This is a genomic window from Massilia frigida (assembly GCF_011682175.1).
In the GTDB taxonomy this organism is placed as follows: domain Bacteria; phylum Pseudomonadota; class Gammaproteobacteria; order Burkholderiales; family Burkholderiaceae_D; genus Telluria_A; species Telluria_A frigida.
Map to the genome: position 1 here is coordinate 98176 of NZ_WHJG01000017.1, position 15458 is coordinate 113633.

Genomic DNA, 15458 nt, shown 5'->3' on the forward strand with positions numbered 1-15458 from the left:
GTTAGTAAAAAATAAAACAAAGCAATGAACACCGGGGGAATGACGCGGCACACGGGTGTTCTTCAGTGTGCCGCGTTTGTATGACGCAGCGCTTATTACGCAAGCGCCAATTGCTGTTTCTTGTGACGCACCGACGACCACAGCGAGGCAACAATGAAGGCCACGCCTATCAGGCCGGTAAAGATTTCAGGCACGTGGAACTTCATGCTGGCCAACATGATCAGTGCCAGGATACCGATCGCATAGTGCGCGCCGTGCTCCAGGTAGACGAATTCGTCGAGCGTGCCCTTCTTGACCAGGTACACCGTCATCGAACGCACGAACATCGCGCCGATTGCCAGGCCCAGCATGATGATCACGACGTCGGTGGTGATCGCAAACGCGCCGATCACGCCGTCGAAGGAGAACGATGCATCAAGCACTTCCAGGTACAGGAAACCACCCACGCCACCGCGCTTGACCATATCGCCGACATTGCTGCCTTCATCTTCGCTTTCCAGCAGGCTGCTGATCGTGTCGACACCCACATAAATCAAGATACCCCACAGACCGGCCATCAGCACCACCATCTTTTGTGCTTCCTCGACCATCGTCATGCTGGCCATCAAGGTACCGAGAGCAATCATCACCGAGATCGAACCAACCTTGCCGAGTGCGCCGAGTTTTTCTTCGATGCGGCCAAGCCAGTGGGTCTCTTTCTCATCGTCCAGCAGGAAGTTCAGGAATACCAGCAGCAGGAACATACCGCCGAAGGCCGCCACTTCCGCATGGTGGGCCGTCAGGTGCGCCGAGTACGCTTTCGGATCGGACAAGGCCAGGTTCCACACTTCCATGATGCCCAGGTCGGCAGCTTGCGCCACGATGACCAGCGGGAACAGCAAGCGCATACCGAACACGGCGATGATGATACCGACGCCGAGGAACAGCTTTTGCCAGTAATCGTCCCAGGTCTTGAGCACCGAGGCGTTCACGACCGCGTTATCGAAGGACAGCGACACTTCCATGATACCCAAGATCGCCGCCACGCCCAGCGCCGTGAACATGCCGCTCACGCCGTGGTGCTGGTAGCCCCACCATCCGGCTACCGCAAGGCAGACGAAGGTGACTAAAAATGAAATTCTGAAGTGCTTCATGGTTTGATTTCCCTCACTTGTTATTGTTGATGGATGCAGTGTAGACCCATGCGCCGAATTTAAAAATAGGAGATAATCTGAGGATTACTTCTGAAAAACCGAAGCATGAAAAATACTGGAATGAATTTTCGCCACCTCTATTACTTCTGGGTGGTGGCCAAGGAAGGCGGCGTCACGCGTGCCGCCGAGCGCCTGGGACTGGCGATCCAGACCATCAGCACCCAGCTCAGCCAGCTCGAACAATCGATCGGCAAGGCTCTGTTCATGCAGCAGGGCCGCGGCTTGCAGCTGACCGAGGCCGGGCGCCTGGCGCTGGCCTACGCCGACCAGATCTTCCTGCTGGGCGAACAATTGCAGGAAGCGCTGGGCGAAGCCGATAGCGGGCGCACCCGGCTCACGGTCGGCATTTCCGACTCCCTGCCCAAGCTGACCGCCTTCCGCCTGCTGGAGGCCACCCTGCACCTGGCCACGCCGGTGCGCCTGGTGTGCTACGAAGACCAGTTCGAGGCCTTGCTGGCCGACCTGGCCCTGCACAAGCTGGACGTGGTGCTGACCGACCGCGCGGTGCGCTCGGGCACCACCCTGCGGGTATTTAGCCACATGCTGTTCGAAAGCGACACCATCGTGGTCGGCACGCCGGCCTTGGCCGGAATGTACGCGCAAGGTTTTCCGGGCAGCCTGAACGGCGCGCCCTTCCTGCTACCGACCCGCAACAACGCCTTGCGCGGGCGCATCGACGAATGGTTCGAGCTGCACAATGTGCGGCCCGACGTGGTCGGCGAGTTCGAAGACAACGCCTTGCTCAACACCTTCGGACGGCGCGGCGCCGGCCTGTTTTTCGCGCCGGCGGCGCTGGCCACCGACCTGGCCGACCAGTTCGGCGCGGTGCTGGCCGGCCACGTGCCGCAGGTGCGCGAGCACGTCTATGCCATCTCCAACGAGCGAAAAATCAAGCATCCGGCAGTCGAAGCGATCCTTTCCGCAGTGCATCAGGGTGTGTTCAGCACGCCATGAACGGTACAATGTCCATCCCGGCCCCCTGTGGCCAAGCGAAAAACTAACCCAACTCCTTATGCAAAATGCCTTACTGGTCGTGCTCGCCCTGTTCCTGGTCGCGCTCAACGGCTTTTTCGTGGCCGCCGAATTCGGCATCGTCACCCTCCGAAAAACCCGCGTGCGCGCGATCGCCAAGAGCCAGGGCGTGCGTGGACGCCTGCTGGGCAAGGTCCACGGCCAGCTCGACGCCTACCTGTCGGCCTGCCAGCTGGGCATCACGCTCGCGTCGCTCGGCTTGGGCTGGGTAGGCGAACCGGCCTTTGCCAGCCTGATGGAACCGGTGTTCGGCCTGATCGGCGTGACTTCCGACAAGATCATCCACACGGTATCGTTCGTGATCGCCTTCAGCGTGATTTCCTTCCTGCACATCGTGGTCGGTGAGCTGGCGCCGAAATCGCTGGCGATCCGCAATCCGGAAGTGGTCGGCCTGTGGACCGCGCCGGCGCTGTATATTTTTTACTGGTCGATGTACCCGGCCATTTACCTGCTCAACGGCAGCGCCAACCTGGTGCTGCGCCTGGCGGGCCTGTCCGGTTCGGGCGGGCATGATGCGCATTATTCGACCGAAGAACTCAAGCTGATCCTGCGCACCAGCCAGCCCGGCGAAAAATTTACGCGCGACGAACGCCACATCCTGGCCCAGTCGCTCGACTTCAGCCAGCTGTCGGTGGCCGACCTGATGCGCCCGATCAATGAAGTCATCGCCCTGCACGCCAGCAAATCGCTGGAAGACAATTTGCAGACCGTGGTGAGGAATCGTTTCAGCCGCTATCCCTACTTCGATGCCAATGGCGAAGACGTGCTCGGCGTGATCCATTTGAAAGACCTGTTTTTCGCCCAGCAAGCGGGCCGTCCGATCAAGGACTTGACCCAATTCCTGCGTCCGGTCGAAACGATGTCGGCGCGCACGCCGGCGCAGCAAATGTTCAGGCGCTTTCGCGACGGGGCGCCGCACTTTGCGCTGATCGGTGAAAAGGGCAAGCGCCCGGTCGGCTTCATCACGCTCGACAACCTGCTCGGCGCCATGGTCGGTGAAATCCGCGACGAATTCCGCCTCAACGAAAACGATTGGCTGCGCCAGCCGGACGGCACCCTGATCGGCAAGGCCAGCCTGCCGATCTTCTCGCTCGAACGCATTCTCGGCATCGATATCGATAACGAAACGCTCGGCCTGGATGAAGTGGAATCGGTGGGTGGTTTGCTGATGGTCAAGCTGGGCGACATTCCCAAGCAGGGCCAGCGGATCGAATTCCCGCACTTCGACATCGTGGTCAAGAAGATGAACGGGCCGCGCATCGTGCTCATCAAGGTGATTCCGCAGATCGAGCGCACGCTCGACACGGACGAGCAGGACTGATCAAACGGGGATAAGGCGCCGCGCTCCGCCTACGGGCGGGCGCCTTTGCACCTGGCAGGCATGTCATGGTCCGGGGCGCCGATGCAGCGCCACTGTATTTTCCCATCAAGCAATGAGGGCGACAAGACGATCATCTGTCCGTCCCTCCCGCCTTTTGCGATAATCACGCCGGCCTCGCTGATCTCGAACGCTGTCAGCTTATTCGGCATCATGGCCGGGTTCGCGAGGTGCTTCGCCATGCCCGCAAACGATTTTGGTTTGACAGCATCGCCTTCGATGGCGCGCTGCACGGGTTCGAGTTGAACAAGTAAATGATCGGTTTCCGCTCGCGCACGCTAATCCGCATACTGAGGAATGATCGCGGCCGCCAGGACCAGCATCAACAAAGCGCCCAGCAAACCCTTCAGGAAACACCGCATGATCCCGCGCGGCTCAGGCGTCGTTGACGACCGCCGGCTCGATGCCGGTCCATTCGCGCAGCAGCGAGTAGCCCACCGCGAGCAGGGTCGGGCCGATGAACAGGCCGACAAAACCGAAGGCCAGCACCCCGCCCAATACGCCCAGCAACACCAGCAGGAATGGCAGGCTGCTGCCGCGGCTGATCAGCATCGGCTTGACCACGTTGTCCACCCCGCTGATCAGCACCAGGCCCCACACCACCATGAAGATGGCCCAGCCGGTCTGGCCCTGGTTGAACAGCCAGATCGCCGCCCCGCCCCAGATGATCGGCGGGCCGACCGGCACCAGCGACATCACGAACGTGGCCACGGCCAGCAGCGGCACCCCCGGCACCCCGGCGATGACAAAGCCGAGGGCGGCCACCAGGGCTTGCGCCAGCGCCGTTCCCAGCAAGCCGTACATGACGCCGCGCACGGTCTGGCTGACGGTGGTGGCGATGCGCTGCGCGCGCTCGCCGATGATGCGGTCCATGGCCACGCCGATGGCGACCAGCAGGGTATGGCCGTCGCGGTATAAAAAGAAGCTGACGAAGGCGGCCAGGCTCATCTGTGCCACGCCGGCGCCCAGCACGATGCCGCCGCCCAGCAGGTAGTGGCGCGCCGGCTCCAGCAGGCGCTGGGCCAGTTCCATCATCTGTTCACGGCTCGATACCAGGCTGCCGACATAGGAGTACAGCGTTTCGCCGACCAGGGGCAACTCGCGCAGCCAGGCCGGCGGCTCGACGTGGCCGGTGGCCACGGCGGCCTTGAGCTGATCGTAGAAGCGGCCGATATCATCGGCCAGGTTGTAGGCCACCAGCGCGATCGGCAGGATCACCAGGCAGGTCAATGTCAGGGTCAGGGTCAGGGCGGCCAGGGTACGGCGTCCGCGCATGCGCGCCAGCACGTACAGGTAGATCGGCCAGGACGAGATGACGATGGCGGCGGCGAACAGGATCGCCGCCAGGAAAGGCCGCAGCACGTACAGGCAACCGATGGTGAGCAGCGCGATGGCGCCCATGTAAGCGTAATTCCTGCCGCCGCGTGCCTGGTCCATGGTCGTCCCGTGAGGTGGTAGGTGGATCAGTCGAGCAATTGTTTGATGTCGTGCACGATCGGCCCCGCGCCGTTGCCATGACGCACGAACAAGCGGACCTTGCCATTGCGGTCGAACACATAGCTGGCGGCGGTGTGGTCCATCGAATAGCTGCCCGGCGTCTTGCCGTCGACCCTGGCGTAGAACACCTTGAATTCCTTGGCCACCTTGGCGGTGGCATCAAGGTCGCCATACAGGCCGAGGAAGCGCGGATCGAAGGCCGGCACGTACTGGGCCAGCAGGGCCTGGGTGTCGCGCGCCGGGTCGATGGTGACGAACAGCACCTGCACCTGGTCGGCCTTGGGACCGAGCTCCTTCATCACCGCCGCCATTTCGGCCATGGTGGTCGGGCACACGTCCGGACACTGGGTGAAGCCGAAGAACAGCACCACCACCTTGCCCTTGAAATCGGCCAGGGTGCGTGGCTTGCCGTTGTGGTCGGTCAAGGCGAAGTCGCGCGCGTAACCCAAGCCGCTCAGGTCGGTGTTCTGGAAGGCAAGCGCCTTGGCGGACGGCGCGGAGGCCGGTTTGTCGCACGCGGCCAGCAACACGGCCAGCGCGCACAGGGAGAACAGTTTTTTGATCATAATTTGACGTAGTGGTCGAGCAGCAAGGCGGCAAACAGCAGCGACAGGTAAATGATGGACCAGGTGAACGCCTTGCGCGCCACCTGGTCGGAATAGTGGCGGTACACCTGCCAGCCATGCCACAGGAACACGGCATTGAGCACCACCGCCGAGGCCAGGTAGATGTGGCCGCTCATGCGCACCGCGTATGGCAGCACGGTGGTGGCCGCCAGTGCGATCGAATACAGCCAGACGTGGAAACCGGTGAAATTCATGCCGTGCGTGACCGGCAGCATCGGCAGGCCCGAGCGCGCGTAATCGTCGCGCCGGTACATGGCCAGCGCCCAGAAGTGCGGCGGGGTCCACACGAAAATGATCAGCACCAGCAGCCAGGCTTGCATCGGCACGTCGTTGGCCACCGCCGCCCAGCCCAGCGCCGGCGGCATGGCGCCCGACAGGCCGCCGATGACGATGTTTTGCGGCGTGGCCGGTTTCAGGATCATGGTGTAGATGACGGCGTAGCCGACAAAGGTCACGAAGGTCAGCCACATGGTCAGCGGATTGACCAAGGTGTACAGCACGGCCATGCCGGCCCCGCCGATGATGGCGGAAAAGATCAGGGTCTGGGTCTTGGTCAGTTCGCCCATGGCGGTGGCGCGGCGCGCGGTGCGCGCCATGCGCGCATCGATCTCGGCTTCGACCAGGCAGTTGACGGCGAAGGCGGCGCCGGTCAGCAGCCAGATGCCGACCGTGGCCGGCACCAGGATGCGCCAGCTGGGTATGCCATCGGTGGCCAGCAGCATGCCGATCACGGCGCAGAACACGGCCAGCTGGGTGACTCTCGGTTTGGTCAGCGCCCAGTACTGGGCGACGCGGTTGGCGGATTTGTGTGTTGCGGTCTGGGTTGTCATGGGTGGTGGCTTGCTTGCAGTACCGGGCCGGAGGGGTACTTGATCTTGTAGTTTAACATGGTCACCATCAGTACCAGCAGCGCCGCGCCGGCGTTATGCAGTACCGCGATGGTCAGCGGGAAGTTCAGGTAGACGGTGGCGATGCCGGTGACGGCCTGGAGCGCGAGCACGACGGCGATCCCGCGCGCATGCCTGCCCACGCCCGGATGGGCGCGCGCGCGCCAGGCCGCCAGGCCCAGCACGGCCAGCACGACGAAGGCGAAGTTGCGGTGCACCCAGTGGATCGCGGTCAGGGCGGCGAACGGCAGGTAGTGGCCGGCCGCGGTCTTGCCCAGCGCGCGCCACAGGGTAAAGCCATGCTCGAAGTCCATCTCGGGCACCAGCTTGCCGTTGCACAGCGGGAAATCAAGGCAGGCCAGGGTGGCGTAATTGGTGCTGACCCAGCCGCCCAGGGCGATCTGCACGGCCAGCACCAGGGCCGCGGCCAGCGCCAGGCGGCCCAGCATCGAGGGTGCCGCGGCGGCCGGCGCCGTGAAGCGTCCATGGGCCAGCGCGGCGGCGCGGTTCTGGCGCGCGCCCAGCCACACCAGCATGGCGAGCAAGCCCATGCCCAGCAACAGATGGATGGTGACGATCACCGGTTGCAGCTTGAGCGTCACGGTCCAGGCGCCAAAGGCGCCCTGCACCAGCACGAAGCCGAACAGCACCGTCGGCAAACCGGGCGCAAACTCGGCGCGGCGCGTCTTGCGCCACTGGATCCAGGCGGTCGCCATCAGCGCCACGATCAGCACGCCAATGCCCATCGCCAGGTAGCGGTGGATCATTTCGATCCAGGCCTTGATCAGCGTCACCGGGCCGCTCGGCATCAGCGTTTCGGCGGCGACGATCTCGGCATGCGCGAGGAAGGGATTGGCCGCGCCATAGCAGCCCGGCCAGTCCGGGCAGCCCAGGCCCGAATCGGTCAGGCGCGTGAAGGCGCCGAACACGATCAGGTCGAACGTGAGAAATACCGTGACCCAGACCAGCTTGCGGTATTTGTTGGGGTCGGACGACATCCAGACCATCGCCAGCGGCAGGCAGGCCGCCAGCAAGCCCGTCACGCCGAGTTGCACCATGGACGCGAGCTGCATGGCTTAACCGATCGCGGAAGCTTTGAGCAGCTTGTACATGTCCTTCTTCACCTTGGCCGGATCAGGCTGCTTTGGGAAACGCATCATCAGGTGGCCCATCGGGTCGATCAGATACATGTGCTCGTCCACCTTGCCGCCCGCCTCGACCGGCAGCCAGGACGTCACAGCAGCGGCCGGCACGCGCAGCATGCGGGTGCCGTCGACCACGCGCATGAGCATGGTGTCGATCGGGGTGGCGTCCGTCACCAGCCAGACGCGCTCGATGCGCTCCATTTCCTTGCCCTGCATCAGGCGCAGCTGGCGCATCGCGACCAGCTGGTCGCGGCAGGCTTGCGGGCATTCGCCGGGACCCACCTGCAGCATGATCCATTTACCCTTGTAGGCGTCGAGCGCGATCGGCTTGCCGTCGAGCGTGGTGATGCCCATTGCCGGCGGGATCGGGTACTTCTGCGGCTCGATCAGGGTCCCGTAGTTGGTGCGCCCGGTCGGCTTGATGACGTAATAGGTCAGGTAGGAAAACAGCATCGGCGCCGCGCACACGAAGACCACGGCCAGCAGTTTCCAGCGGCCGCTCCATTGACTTGCTTTAGTCGTTTTGTTTTGTTCCACGTTGAAATCCTGTAATCACGAAAAAGAGCAGCGCCATGACCGCCAGCGCATACCATTGAAATGCATAACCCTGGTGTTTTTCCACGTTCAGGGAGGGGGCTGGCCAGTTGCGCACCAGCTTGTCGCCGGCCGGCGCAGGGCCGCTTTGCTCGATAAAAAAGGGCTGCACCGCCAGCTTGCTCGCTTGCGCAAACTCGGCCGGCGTCAGGTTTTGCAGGATGGCCTTGGGCGCAACCGGGGCGGCCGTTCCGAGCTGCATCACCTTGCCCATGCTTGGGCGCGCCAAACCCGTGACGGTCACGGTGCCGGCCGGCGTATCGAACTCCGGCAAGCGGTCGTACTGGCCGGTGTAGCGCGGCAGCCAGCCGCGCGCCACCAGCACGTGCATATCGCTGCCCTCGATACGCAGCGGCATCAGCAAGTAAAAGCCGGCCTTGCCTTCTTGCGGACGGTTGTTCAAGAACAGCGGCCAGTCGCGCACAAACGTGCCGCTCACCGATACCGGGCGCAGCTCGACCTGCGCGGGCGTGCGCGGGGTCGCGCCGAGCACCAGCGGGGCGGCGCCAGCGCGCGCCGTGATGGTCTGCTGCAGGCCGATTTTCTCGGCGGCGCGGCCATCCTGCCAGCGCCCCAGGGAGATGCCGAGCGCCACCAGCAGCCCCGTGGCCACGAAGGGGATCGCCCGAAACCGGAAGCGGATACGCATTACAATGGTGCCTTACTCAAAAAATTCGAGCTCATTATGAAAATCCTCGTCGCTATTGCCTTCATGCTCATCATCGGAAGCCTGGGCTCGGCCCTGTTCTTCCTGATGCGCGACAAGGGCAAGAGCAACCGCACGGTGCACGCGCTGGCGATGCGCGTGGGCCTGTCGATCACCCTGTTCCTGGTGCTGCTGGGAAGCTACAAGATGGGCTGGATCGCGCCGACCGGCATTCGCTGACGCTGAGCGACCCTCAGGCCGTCAAGGTTATTCCCAACCGCAAAAAACCGGGGACAGGCCACCGCTTGGTGGACTGTCCCCGGTTTTTCTTGTTCTACACCTGGCGGAGGGCGTACCCCCCGCTGCATGCCGCCATTTACAGCCAGTAGACGACGATGTACAGGCCGAGCCAGACCACGTCGACAAAGTGCCAGTACCAGGCCGCGCCTTCGAAGCCGAAGTGGTTCTCGGCGGTGAAGTGGCCCTTCATGACGCGGTACAGGATCACCGACAGCATGATTGCGCCGAGCGTCACGTGGAAGCCGTGAAAGCCCGTCAGCAGGTAAAAGATCGAACCGTAGATGCCCGAGGTCAGTTTCAGGTTCAGTTCGCTGTAAGCGTGCATGTACTCATACGCCTGGAAGCCCATGAAGGTCGCGCCCAGCAAGATCGTGGCGGCCAGCCAGAACGCGGTCTTGGCACGGTGGCCGGCGCGCAGGGCGTGGTGCGAAATGGTCAGCGTCACGCCCGACAGCAGCAGCAGCGCGGTATTGATGGTCGGGATCGGGAACGGACCCATGGTGGTGAAGCTGTCGACGGTGCCGGCCGGGCTGGCGCCGCCCCACTGGGCCGCGAAATCAGGCCAGATGATCTTGTGATCGAGGTCGCCCAGCCATGGCGTGGAAATGGTGCGCGCATAGAACAGGGCGCCGAAGAAGGCGCCGAAGAACATCACTTCGGAAAAGATGAACCAGCTCATCGACCAGCGGAACGACAGGTCGATGTTCTTGCCGTACTGGCCCGCCTCGGATTCGCCGATGGCGTCGCCGAACCAGAAGTACAGGACCAGCAAGGTCGACAGGATACCGGCGATATTGACTGCCGGGCCCCAGGACAGGTCATTGACCCAGGCCGAAGCGCCCAGCATCGTAACGAGCAGCGACAAGCCGGCGGCCATCGGCCATTTGGACGGGCCGGGCACAAAATAATGCGGTACGGCGGCGTGTGGTGAACTCATCTTCATCTCCTAAATCAAACTGTATGCGGTGAATTTATTGCTAATTTGTAAAACCTGAGCGGGCATCCGGCACCCTGGCCGCCCTGTCGTCAATGACCCGACACGGCAAATTTCACCAGGGCGATCAGTACGCCAATGAACAACATCACCCCAATCAATCCGGCAATCACCACGTGCACCGGATTCAGGCTGGCCGAATCTTTTTCGTAATCGCTGCGTTTGCGGATGCCCAGGAACGACCAGAACACCGCTTTCATCGTGGCGCCGAACGCGATCTTGCGCTCGTTCTTTATATTGCGTTCGTCGCCTTTATTCAAATCCCTCATCGCGGCCCCTACTTCGCTGCCACTGCCTGGGTACCGGCAATCTCGAAAAACGTGTACGACAGCGTCATCGTCTTCACGTCGCGCGGCAGGGCTGGATCGATGTAGAACACCACCGGCATCTGGCGCGCTTCATGTGCCTTCAAGGTCTGCTGCTTGAAGCAGAAGCACTCGACCTTCTTAAAATGCGACATCACCAGCTGCGGCGCGAAGCTGGGAATCGCTTGCGCCTGCACGGTCCGGTTCTGCGTATTGACCACCTCGTACACCACGGTGGTCAGTTCGCCCGGATGGACGTCGATCGAACGCGTGGTCGGGCGGAAGCGCCACGGACCCTGCGCATTGCCGTCGAACTCGATCGTGATCGTGCGCGACTTGTCGACCTGGGTATTCTTGTCGTACGTCACCGTGCCATCGGCCTGGGTCAGTACGTTGATCCCCAGCATTTCGCACAGGTGCTTGTACACGGGAATCAAGGCATAGCCAAAACCGAACATGATCACGGTAACGACCAGCAGCTTGCCCAGCATCGTGCGATTGAGCTTGAGCTTTCCGGATTCTTCAGTAGCCACGTCGACTCACAGCCAAATGCGTTTGATGAACACCATCGCGAAGAAAAATAAGGCCAGCGCGCCCAGGATCAGGCCCGTTCTTGCATTGTTCGGCTTTTTTGGATCAGACATGGCATTTCACTTACAAGTTCAGTAGCGCGGGCAAGCCAAGGCTGCCCGCGCCGCTGTATGACCGGATTACTTAACCGTCGGCGGTGTTTCAAAGGTGTGGAACGGAGCCGGGCTCGGCACGGTCCACTCCAGGCCTTCAGCGCCATCCCATGGCTTGTCGGCCGCCTTGGCGCCGCCACGGATGGTCGGCAGGATCACGCAGAACAGGAAGTACACCTGCGACAGGCCGAAACCAAACGCGCCGATGGTGGCGATCGTGTTGAAGTCGGTGAACTGCGCCGGGTAATCCGCGTAGCGACGTGGCATCCCCGCCAGACCCAGGAAGTGCATCGGGAAGAAGGTGATGTTAAACGTGATCAGCGACAGCCAGAAGTGCATCTTGCCGCGGAATTCGCTGTACATGTGGCCAGTCCACTTCGGCGACCAGTAGTAGAAACCGGCGAACAGGGCGAACAGGGAACCTGCCACCAGCACATAGTGGAAGTGGGCCACGACGTAGTAGGTATCCTGCAGCTGGATGTCGATCGGGGTCACGGCCAGGATCAGGCCGGTGAAACCACCCATGGTGAACACGAAGATGAAGCCGACCGAGAACAGCATCGGGGTTTCGAAGGTCATCGAACCCTTCCACATCGTGGCGATCCAGTTGAACACTTTCACGCCGGTCGGTACCGCGATCAGCATGGTGGCGTACATGAAGAACAGCTGGCTGGTCACTGGCATGCCGGTGGTGAACATGTGGTGCGCCCAGACGATGAACGACAGGATCGCGATCGAGGCCGTGGCGTAGACCATCGACGCGTAGCCGAACAGTGGCTTGCGGGCAAACGCCGGCAGGATCTGCGAGACGATACCGAAGGCCGGCAAAATCATGATGTACACCTCGGGGTGTCCGAAGAACCAGAAGATGTGCTGGTACATGACCGGGTCGCCGCCGCCGGCGGCGTTAAAGAACGAGGTGCCGAAGTGACGGTCGGTCAGGGTCATGGTGATCGCGCCAGCCAACACAGGCATCACGGCGATCAGCAGGTAGGCGGTAATCAGCCAGGTCCAGCAAAACATCGGCATTTTCATCAGGGTCATGCCGGGAGCGCGCATGTTCAGGATGGTGACGATGATGTTGATCGAACCCATGATCGACGAAGCGCCCATCAGGTGCATCGCGAAAATCGCCATGTCCATGCCGGGTCCCATCTGGGTCGACAGCGGAGCGTACAGGGTCCAGCCGGCAGCGGTCGCGCCGCCAGGCACCAGGAACGAGGTCGCCAGCAGGATGGCCGCAGGCGGCAGCAGCCAGAACGAGAAGTTGTTCATCCGTGCGAAGGCCATGTCGGAGGCGCCCACTTGCAGCGGGATCATCCAGTTGGCGAAACCGACGAAGGCCGGCATGATCGCGCCGAACACCATCACCAGGCCGTGCATCGTGGTCAGCTGGTTGAAGAACTCGGGCTGGAAGAATTGCAGGCCCGGCTTGAACAGTTCGGTACGGATCATCAGCGCCAGCACGCCGCCGGACAGCAGCATGATGAGCGAGAACCACAGGTACAGGGTACCGATATCTTTATGGTTGGTGGCGAACAGCCAGCGGGTCATCCCCGTCGGGTGATCGTGGCTATGATCGTGGTCATGGCCGTGTGCGTGATCTAGTGTGCTTGTGCTCATAACTTACTCCCGATTACTTGTTACGTGCAGCCAGGACTTCGGCTGGTTGAACGATATTTTCCGCTGCCTTGTTCGACCAGTTGTTGCGGGTGTAAGTAATCACCGCAGCAATATCAGAATCCGACAATTGTTTCCAGGCTGGCATTTCGGTCGGGAACTTGCCCGACTTCTGGCCGTTCAGCAGCACCTTGATCTGCTCCGCTTTCGGGCCCATGACCAATGGCGACGCGTCCAGGGCGGCGAAGTTGTTCGGCAAGCCCTTGCCGTTGGCCTGGTGGCAGACCGCGCAGTTGGCGGCGTAGACTTTTTCGCCTTTGATTTTCAGCTCGTCGATGGTCCACACTTTGGATGGATCGTCGGCCAGGGCAGCCATTTTCTTTTTCTCGCCATCGACCCACTTGGTGTAGTCGGCGTCGGAGACGACATTGACCACGATCGGCATGAAGGCGTGTTCTTTACCGCACAGCTCAGCGCACTGGCCGCGGTAGGTACCGATCTGCTCGGCCTTGAACCAGGTGTCGCGCACGAAACCGGGAATCGCATCCTGCTTGACGCCGAAGGCCGGGATCATCCAGGCGTGGATGACGTCGTTGGCGGTCAGGACGATGCGGATCTTCTTGTTGACCGGCACGTAGATTTCATTGTCGACTTCCATCAGGTAGTTGACGCCGCGCGCTTCGGTCGGCTCCACGCCGGGCGCGCCGACTTGCGAACGCGGGGTTTTCAGGTTCGACAGGAAGGAAATGCCTTCGCCCTCGCCCTTCAGGTAATCGTAGCCCCATTTCCACTGCATGCCGGTGGCCTTGATGGTGATGTCGGCGTTGGACGTATCTTTCATCGCCACCACGGTCTTGGTTGCAGGCAGCGCCATCACGATGACGATCAGGAAAGGCACGACAGTCCATGCGATCTCGACAGCGGTCGATTCGTGGAAGGTGGCTGGCTTGTGGCCCAGCGAACGGCGGTGTTTGAAGACCGAATAGAACATCACGCCGAACACCGCGACGAAGATCACCATGCAGACGATCATCATCCAGGTGTGCAGGTCGTTGATTTCCGTTGCAATCTTCGTCACTGGCATTTGCAGGTTCAACTGGTATTCAACCGGACGTCCCTCCACCGGTGCAGCCAGCGCAGGGATGCTGGCCGAAATTGCCAGACCGAACATCAAGGCCTGAAGTCGCTTTGCATATGTCATGTTTTCCCCAACCACCCAAAAATAAAAATATTTTTTCTACGCCGAAGCATCCTGATCGGATCCCGGCGCTCCGAAACCATCGCACAAAAAGGGCCCATACCGTCCCGGCGCGCTCACGGCACGGCGGACCCGACTGGAACCCTGACATCGGCCATAGGTGAACAAAGCACACTGATGAACGCTGACTTGCTATCGCTTTCGACTGCCGCACCGTTGAACATTCCTTGGTGTTTCCAAGAAAAATCAACACAGTCGATAAAATTAGTCCTTGATTATACTCAAGTATGCCCAACGTCATCAAGGGAAAATCCTCCCGTAACGGGTCAGCTCCCCCTTGTTTGCCCCGCTTTCACGGCCGTTTTGTACCATGACGGGTACAACCGGGCGGCCCGGCGCGGCCCGCCCGTGGCGAAAAGCGCGCGCGCCCTCAGCGCCCCCTGCGCGGCTCGAAGCGGATGATCGCCTCGCCGGTGGCGGTCACGCGCGGCGCCGGACGGAAGGCGTGGCCGTAGATCACTTCGAAGCTCAGGCCGAGCTTGCCGTCGGGCCGGCGCTGCCGCTCCAGCGCCGCCAGCACCCGCCCCCAGGCCGCGCGCCCGAGCAGGCCGCGCGCGCGCGTGGCCAGCGGATTGCCGCCCAGCGCGCGCGCGTCGGCCAGCAGGGCCGCGGCCGTGTCGTAGGTGACCGTGATCATTTCCATATCCATCACCGGAGTGGAAAAGCCGGCCCCCACCAGCTGGTCGCCGAAGTCGTGCAGGTCGACGAAAGGCAGCACGTGCGGCGCCGCGTCGGCCTCGGCAAAGGCCGTGCGCAGCTCGCGCAAGGTATCCGGACCGAAATTGGAGAACATCAGCAAGCCATCCTGGCGCAGCACCCGGCGCCATTCCGCGAACACGCGGTCGGGCTGGGGATGCCAGTGCAAGGCCAGGTTGGACCACACCAGGTCGACCGAGTTCGGCCCGAACGGCAAACTGCCGAAATCGCCGCACAGCAGGTCGACCCCGGCCTTGCCCGGCAACAGGCGGCTGAGCATCTGGTTCAGCGCTTTGAGGGCCGAGGCTGGCGTCTTGGCCGCCTCGATCATGGCGGGGGCCGCATCGAGGCCGACGATGTGGGCGGCGGGATAATCTTTTTGCAACAACGCCAGGTCGGCGCCGCTGCCGCAGCCGGCGTCGAGCACGCGTTTGGGCGCCACCTTGACCAGCATCAGGCGCTCATGCATGCGGGCGGCGATCTCGCGCCGCAGGAAATCGGACTGTTCCACGCGTTGCGGACGCGAGAACAAAGTACGCACGCGCGCCAGGTCGATCGGCGCGCTCAGGGTATCGGGGGTAGCCATGGGCGAGTGAAATAAGCG

Annotated in this window: 18 protein-coding genes; 3 read left to right on the forward strand and 15 right to left on the reverse strand. The window is 62.1% G+C overall.

The window, feature by feature from the left end:
* Nucleotides 1-95: 95 nt before the first annotated feature.
* Nucleotides 96-1133 carry a DUF475 domain-containing protein gene (locus F2P44_RS17670; RefSeq protein ID WP_167088365.1) on the reverse strand — a complete coding sequence of 346 codons (1038 nt, stop codon included), beginning with the start codon at nt 1131-1133 and terminating at the stop codon, nt 96-98.
* A 105-nt stretch (nt 1134-1238) separates the two neighbouring features.
* Between F2P44_RS17670 and F2P44_RS17675 the strand changes: the two genes are divergently transcribed.
* Nucleotides 1239-2147: a LysR family transcriptional regulator gene (locus F2P44_RS17675; protein ID WP_167088366.1), complete on the forward strand. Its 909-nt coding sequence runs from the start codon at nt 1239-1241 to the stop codon at nt 2145-2147.
* Between the two features lie 58 nt (nt 2148-2205).
* Complete coding sequence (locus F2P44_RS17680) at nt 2206-3546, forward strand: hemolysin family protein (protein ID WP_167088367.1); 1341 nt, start codon at nt 2206-2208, stop codon at nt 3544-3546.
* 29 nt (nt 3547-3575) lie between these two features.
* Here F2P44_RS17680 and F2P44_RS17685 read toward each other — a convergent pair whose 3' ends face one another.
* The 7 genes from F2P44_RS17685 to F2P44_RS17715 form a co-directional block, all read right to left on the reverse strand.
* On the reverse strand, nt 3576-3836 hold the full coding sequence (locus tag F2P44_RS17685; protein WP_167088368.1) for a hypothetical protein: 261 nt from the start codon (nt 3834-3836) through the stop codon (nt 3576-3578).
* 142 nt (nt 3837-3978) lie between these two features.
* A complete protein-coding gene (locus tag F2P44_RS17690) occupies nt 3979-5040 on the reverse strand; it encodes an AI-2E family transporter (protein ID WP_167088369.1) in 1062 nt (353 codons plus the stop codon).
* A gap of 26 nt (nt 5041-5066) precedes the next feature.
* Nucleotides 5067-5666, reverse strand: a complete 600-nt coding sequence (locus tag F2P44_RS17695) for an SCO family protein (protein WP_187363354.1) — start codon at nt 5664-5666, stop codon at nt 5067-5069.
* Nucleotides 5663-6556, reverse strand: coding sequence for a heme o synthase (gene cyoE, locus F2P44_RS17700; RefSeq protein WP_167088370.1), 894 nt, complete (start codon nt 6554-6556; stop codon nt 5663-5665). Before cyoE ends, F2P44_RS17695 begins: the two co-directional genes overlap by 4 nt.
* Nucleotides 6553-7686: a COX15/CtaA family protein gene (locus tag F2P44_RS17705; RefSeq protein WP_167088371.1), complete on the reverse strand. Its 1134-nt coding sequence runs from the start codon at nt 7684-7686 to the stop codon at nt 6553-6555. Before F2P44_RS17705 ends, cyoE begins: the two co-directional genes overlap by 4 nt.
* Nucleotides 7687-7689: 3 nt before the next feature.
* Nucleotides 7690-8295 (reverse strand): SCO family protein, encoded by a 606-nt coding sequence (locus tag F2P44_RS17710; protein ID WP_167088372.1) that lies wholly within the window; start codon nt 8293-8295, stop codon nt 7690-7692.
* A complete protein-coding gene (locus tag F2P44_RS17715; protein WP_167088373.1) occupies nt 8273-9001 on the reverse strand; it encodes an SURF1 family protein in 729 nt (242 codons plus the stop codon). The genes F2P44_RS17710 and F2P44_RS17715 overlap by 23 nt, the downstream gene beginning before the upstream one ends.
* Before the next feature lie 36 nt (nt 9002-9037).
* Here F2P44_RS17715 and F2P44_RS17720 point away from each other — a divergent pair, with 36 nt between their 5' ends.
* Nucleotides 9038-9238, forward strand: coding sequence for a twin transmembrane helix small protein (locus F2P44_RS17720; protein ID WP_167088374.1), 201 nt, complete (start codon nt 9038-9040; stop codon nt 9236-9238).
* Nucleotides 9239-9374: 136 nt separating this feature from the next.
* On the opposite strand, the gene F2P44_RS17725 is transcribed toward F2P44_RS17720, so the two are convergent.
* The 7 genes from F2P44_RS17725 to F2P44_RS17750 form a co-directional block, all read right to left on the reverse strand.
* Nucleotides 9375-10235 (reverse strand): cytochrome c oxidase subunit 3, encoded by an 861-nt coding sequence (locus F2P44_RS17725; protein ID WP_167088375.1) that lies wholly within the window; start codon nt 10233-10235, stop codon nt 9375-9377.
* Nucleotides 10236-10324: 89 nt separating this feature from the next.
* Entirely contained in the window at nt 10325-10561 is a 237-nt protein-coding gene (locus F2P44_RS17730; RefSeq protein WP_167088376.1) for a DUF2970 domain-containing protein, read from the reverse strand.
* 8 nt (nt 10562-10569) lie between these two features.
* The gene (locus F2P44_RS17735; protein ID WP_167088403.1) at nt 10570-11088 is read right to left on the reverse strand and encodes a cytochrome c oxidase assembly protein; all 519 of its coding nucleotides are present in this window, start codon (nt 11086-11088) and stop codon (nt 10570-10572) included.
* Between the two features lie 48 nt (nt 11089-11136).
* Nucleotides 11137-11241, reverse strand: a complete 105-nt coding sequence (locus tag F2P44_RS35120) for a cytochrome oxidase small assembly protein (RefSeq protein ID WP_223165053.1) — start codon at nt 11239-11241, stop codon at nt 11137-11139.
* A gap of 66 nt (nt 11242-11307) precedes the next feature.
* The gene (gene ctaD, locus F2P44_RS17740; protein WP_099874403.1) at nt 11308-12903 is read right to left on the reverse strand and encodes a cytochrome c oxidase subunit I; all 1596 of its coding nucleotides are present in this window, start codon (nt 12901-12903) and stop codon (nt 11308-11310) included.
* A 13-nt stretch (nt 12904-12916) separates the two neighbouring features.
* Nucleotides 12917-14101, reverse strand: coding sequence for a cytochrome c oxidase subunit II (gene coxB, locus F2P44_RS17745; protein WP_167088377.1), 1185 nt, complete (start codon nt 14099-14101; stop codon nt 12917-12919).
* Between the two features lie 427 nt (nt 14102-14528).
* The gene (locus F2P44_RS17750; RefSeq protein ID WP_167088378.1) at nt 14529-15440 is read right to left on the reverse strand and encodes a methyltransferase domain-containing protein; all 912 of its coding nucleotides are present in this window, start codon (nt 15438-15440) and stop codon (nt 14529-14531) included.
* Between the last annotated feature and the right edge of the window lie 18 nt (nt 15441-15458).

Bases quoted from the DNA above. Each gene is read 5' to 3' on its own strand.
- F2P44_RS17715 (WP_167088373.1), bottom strand. From the start codon at position 9,001: ATGCGTATCCGCTTCCGGTTTCGGGCGATCCCCTTCGTGGCCACGGGG.
- ctaD (WP_099874403.1), bottom strand. From the start codon at position 12,903: ATGAGCACAAGCACACTAGATCACGCACACGGCCATGACCACGATCAT.
- F2P44_RS17695 (WP_187363354.1), bottom strand. From the start codon at position 5,666: ATGATCAAAAAACTGTTCTCCCTGTGCGCGCTGGCCGTGTTGCTGGCC.
- coxB (WP_167088377.1), bottom strand. From the start codon at position 14,101: ATGACATATGCAAAGCGACTTCAGGCCTTGATGTTCGGTCTGGCAATT.
- F2P44_RS17705 (WP_167088371.1), bottom strand. From the start codon at position 7,686: ATGCAGCTCGCGTCCATGGTGCAACTCGGCGTGACGGGCTTGCTGGCG.
- F2P44_RS17730 (WP_167088376.1), bottom strand. From the start codon at position 10,561: ATGAGGGATTTGAATAAAGGCGACGAACGCAATATAAAGAACGAGCGC.
- F2P44_RS17750 (WP_167088378.1), bottom strand. From the start codon at position 15,440: ATGGCTACCCCCGATACCCTGAGCGCGCCGATCGACCTGGCGCGCGTG.
- F2P44_RS17670 (WP_167088365.1), bottom strand. From the start codon at position 1,133: ATGAAGCACTTCAGAATTTCATTTTTAGTCACCTTCGTCTGCCTTGCG.
- F2P44_RS17680 (WP_167088367.1), top strand. From the start codon at position 2,206: ATGCAAAATGCCTTACTGGTCGTGCTCGCCCTGTTCCTGGTCGCGCTC.
- cyoE (WP_167088370.1), bottom strand. From the start codon at position 6,556: ATGACAACCCAGACCGCAACACACAAATCCGCCAACCGCGTCGCCCAG.
- F2P44_RS17690 (WP_167088369.1), bottom strand. From the start codon at position 5,040: ATGGACCAGGCACGCGGCGGCAGGAATTACGCTTACATGGGCGCCATC.
- F2P44_RS17735 (WP_167088403.1), bottom strand. From the start codon at position 11,088: ATGCTGGGCAAGCTGCTGGTCGTTACCGTGATCATGTTCGGTTTTGGC.
- F2P44_RS17675 (WP_167088366.1), top strand. From the start codon at position 1,239: ATGAAAAATACTGGAATGAATTTTCGCCACCTCTATTACTTCTGGGTG.
- F2P44_RS17725 (WP_167088375.1), bottom strand. From the start codon at position 10,235: ATGAGTTCACCACACGCCGCCGTACCGCATTATTTTGTGCCCGGCCCG.
- F2P44_RS35120 (WP_223165053.1), bottom strand. From the start codon at position 11,241: ATGTCTGATCCAAAAAAGCCGAACAATGCAAGAACGGGCCTGATCCTG.
- F2P44_RS17720 (WP_167088374.1), top strand. From the start codon at position 9,038: ATGAAAATCCTCGTCGCTATTGCCTTCATGCTCATCATCGGAAGCCTG.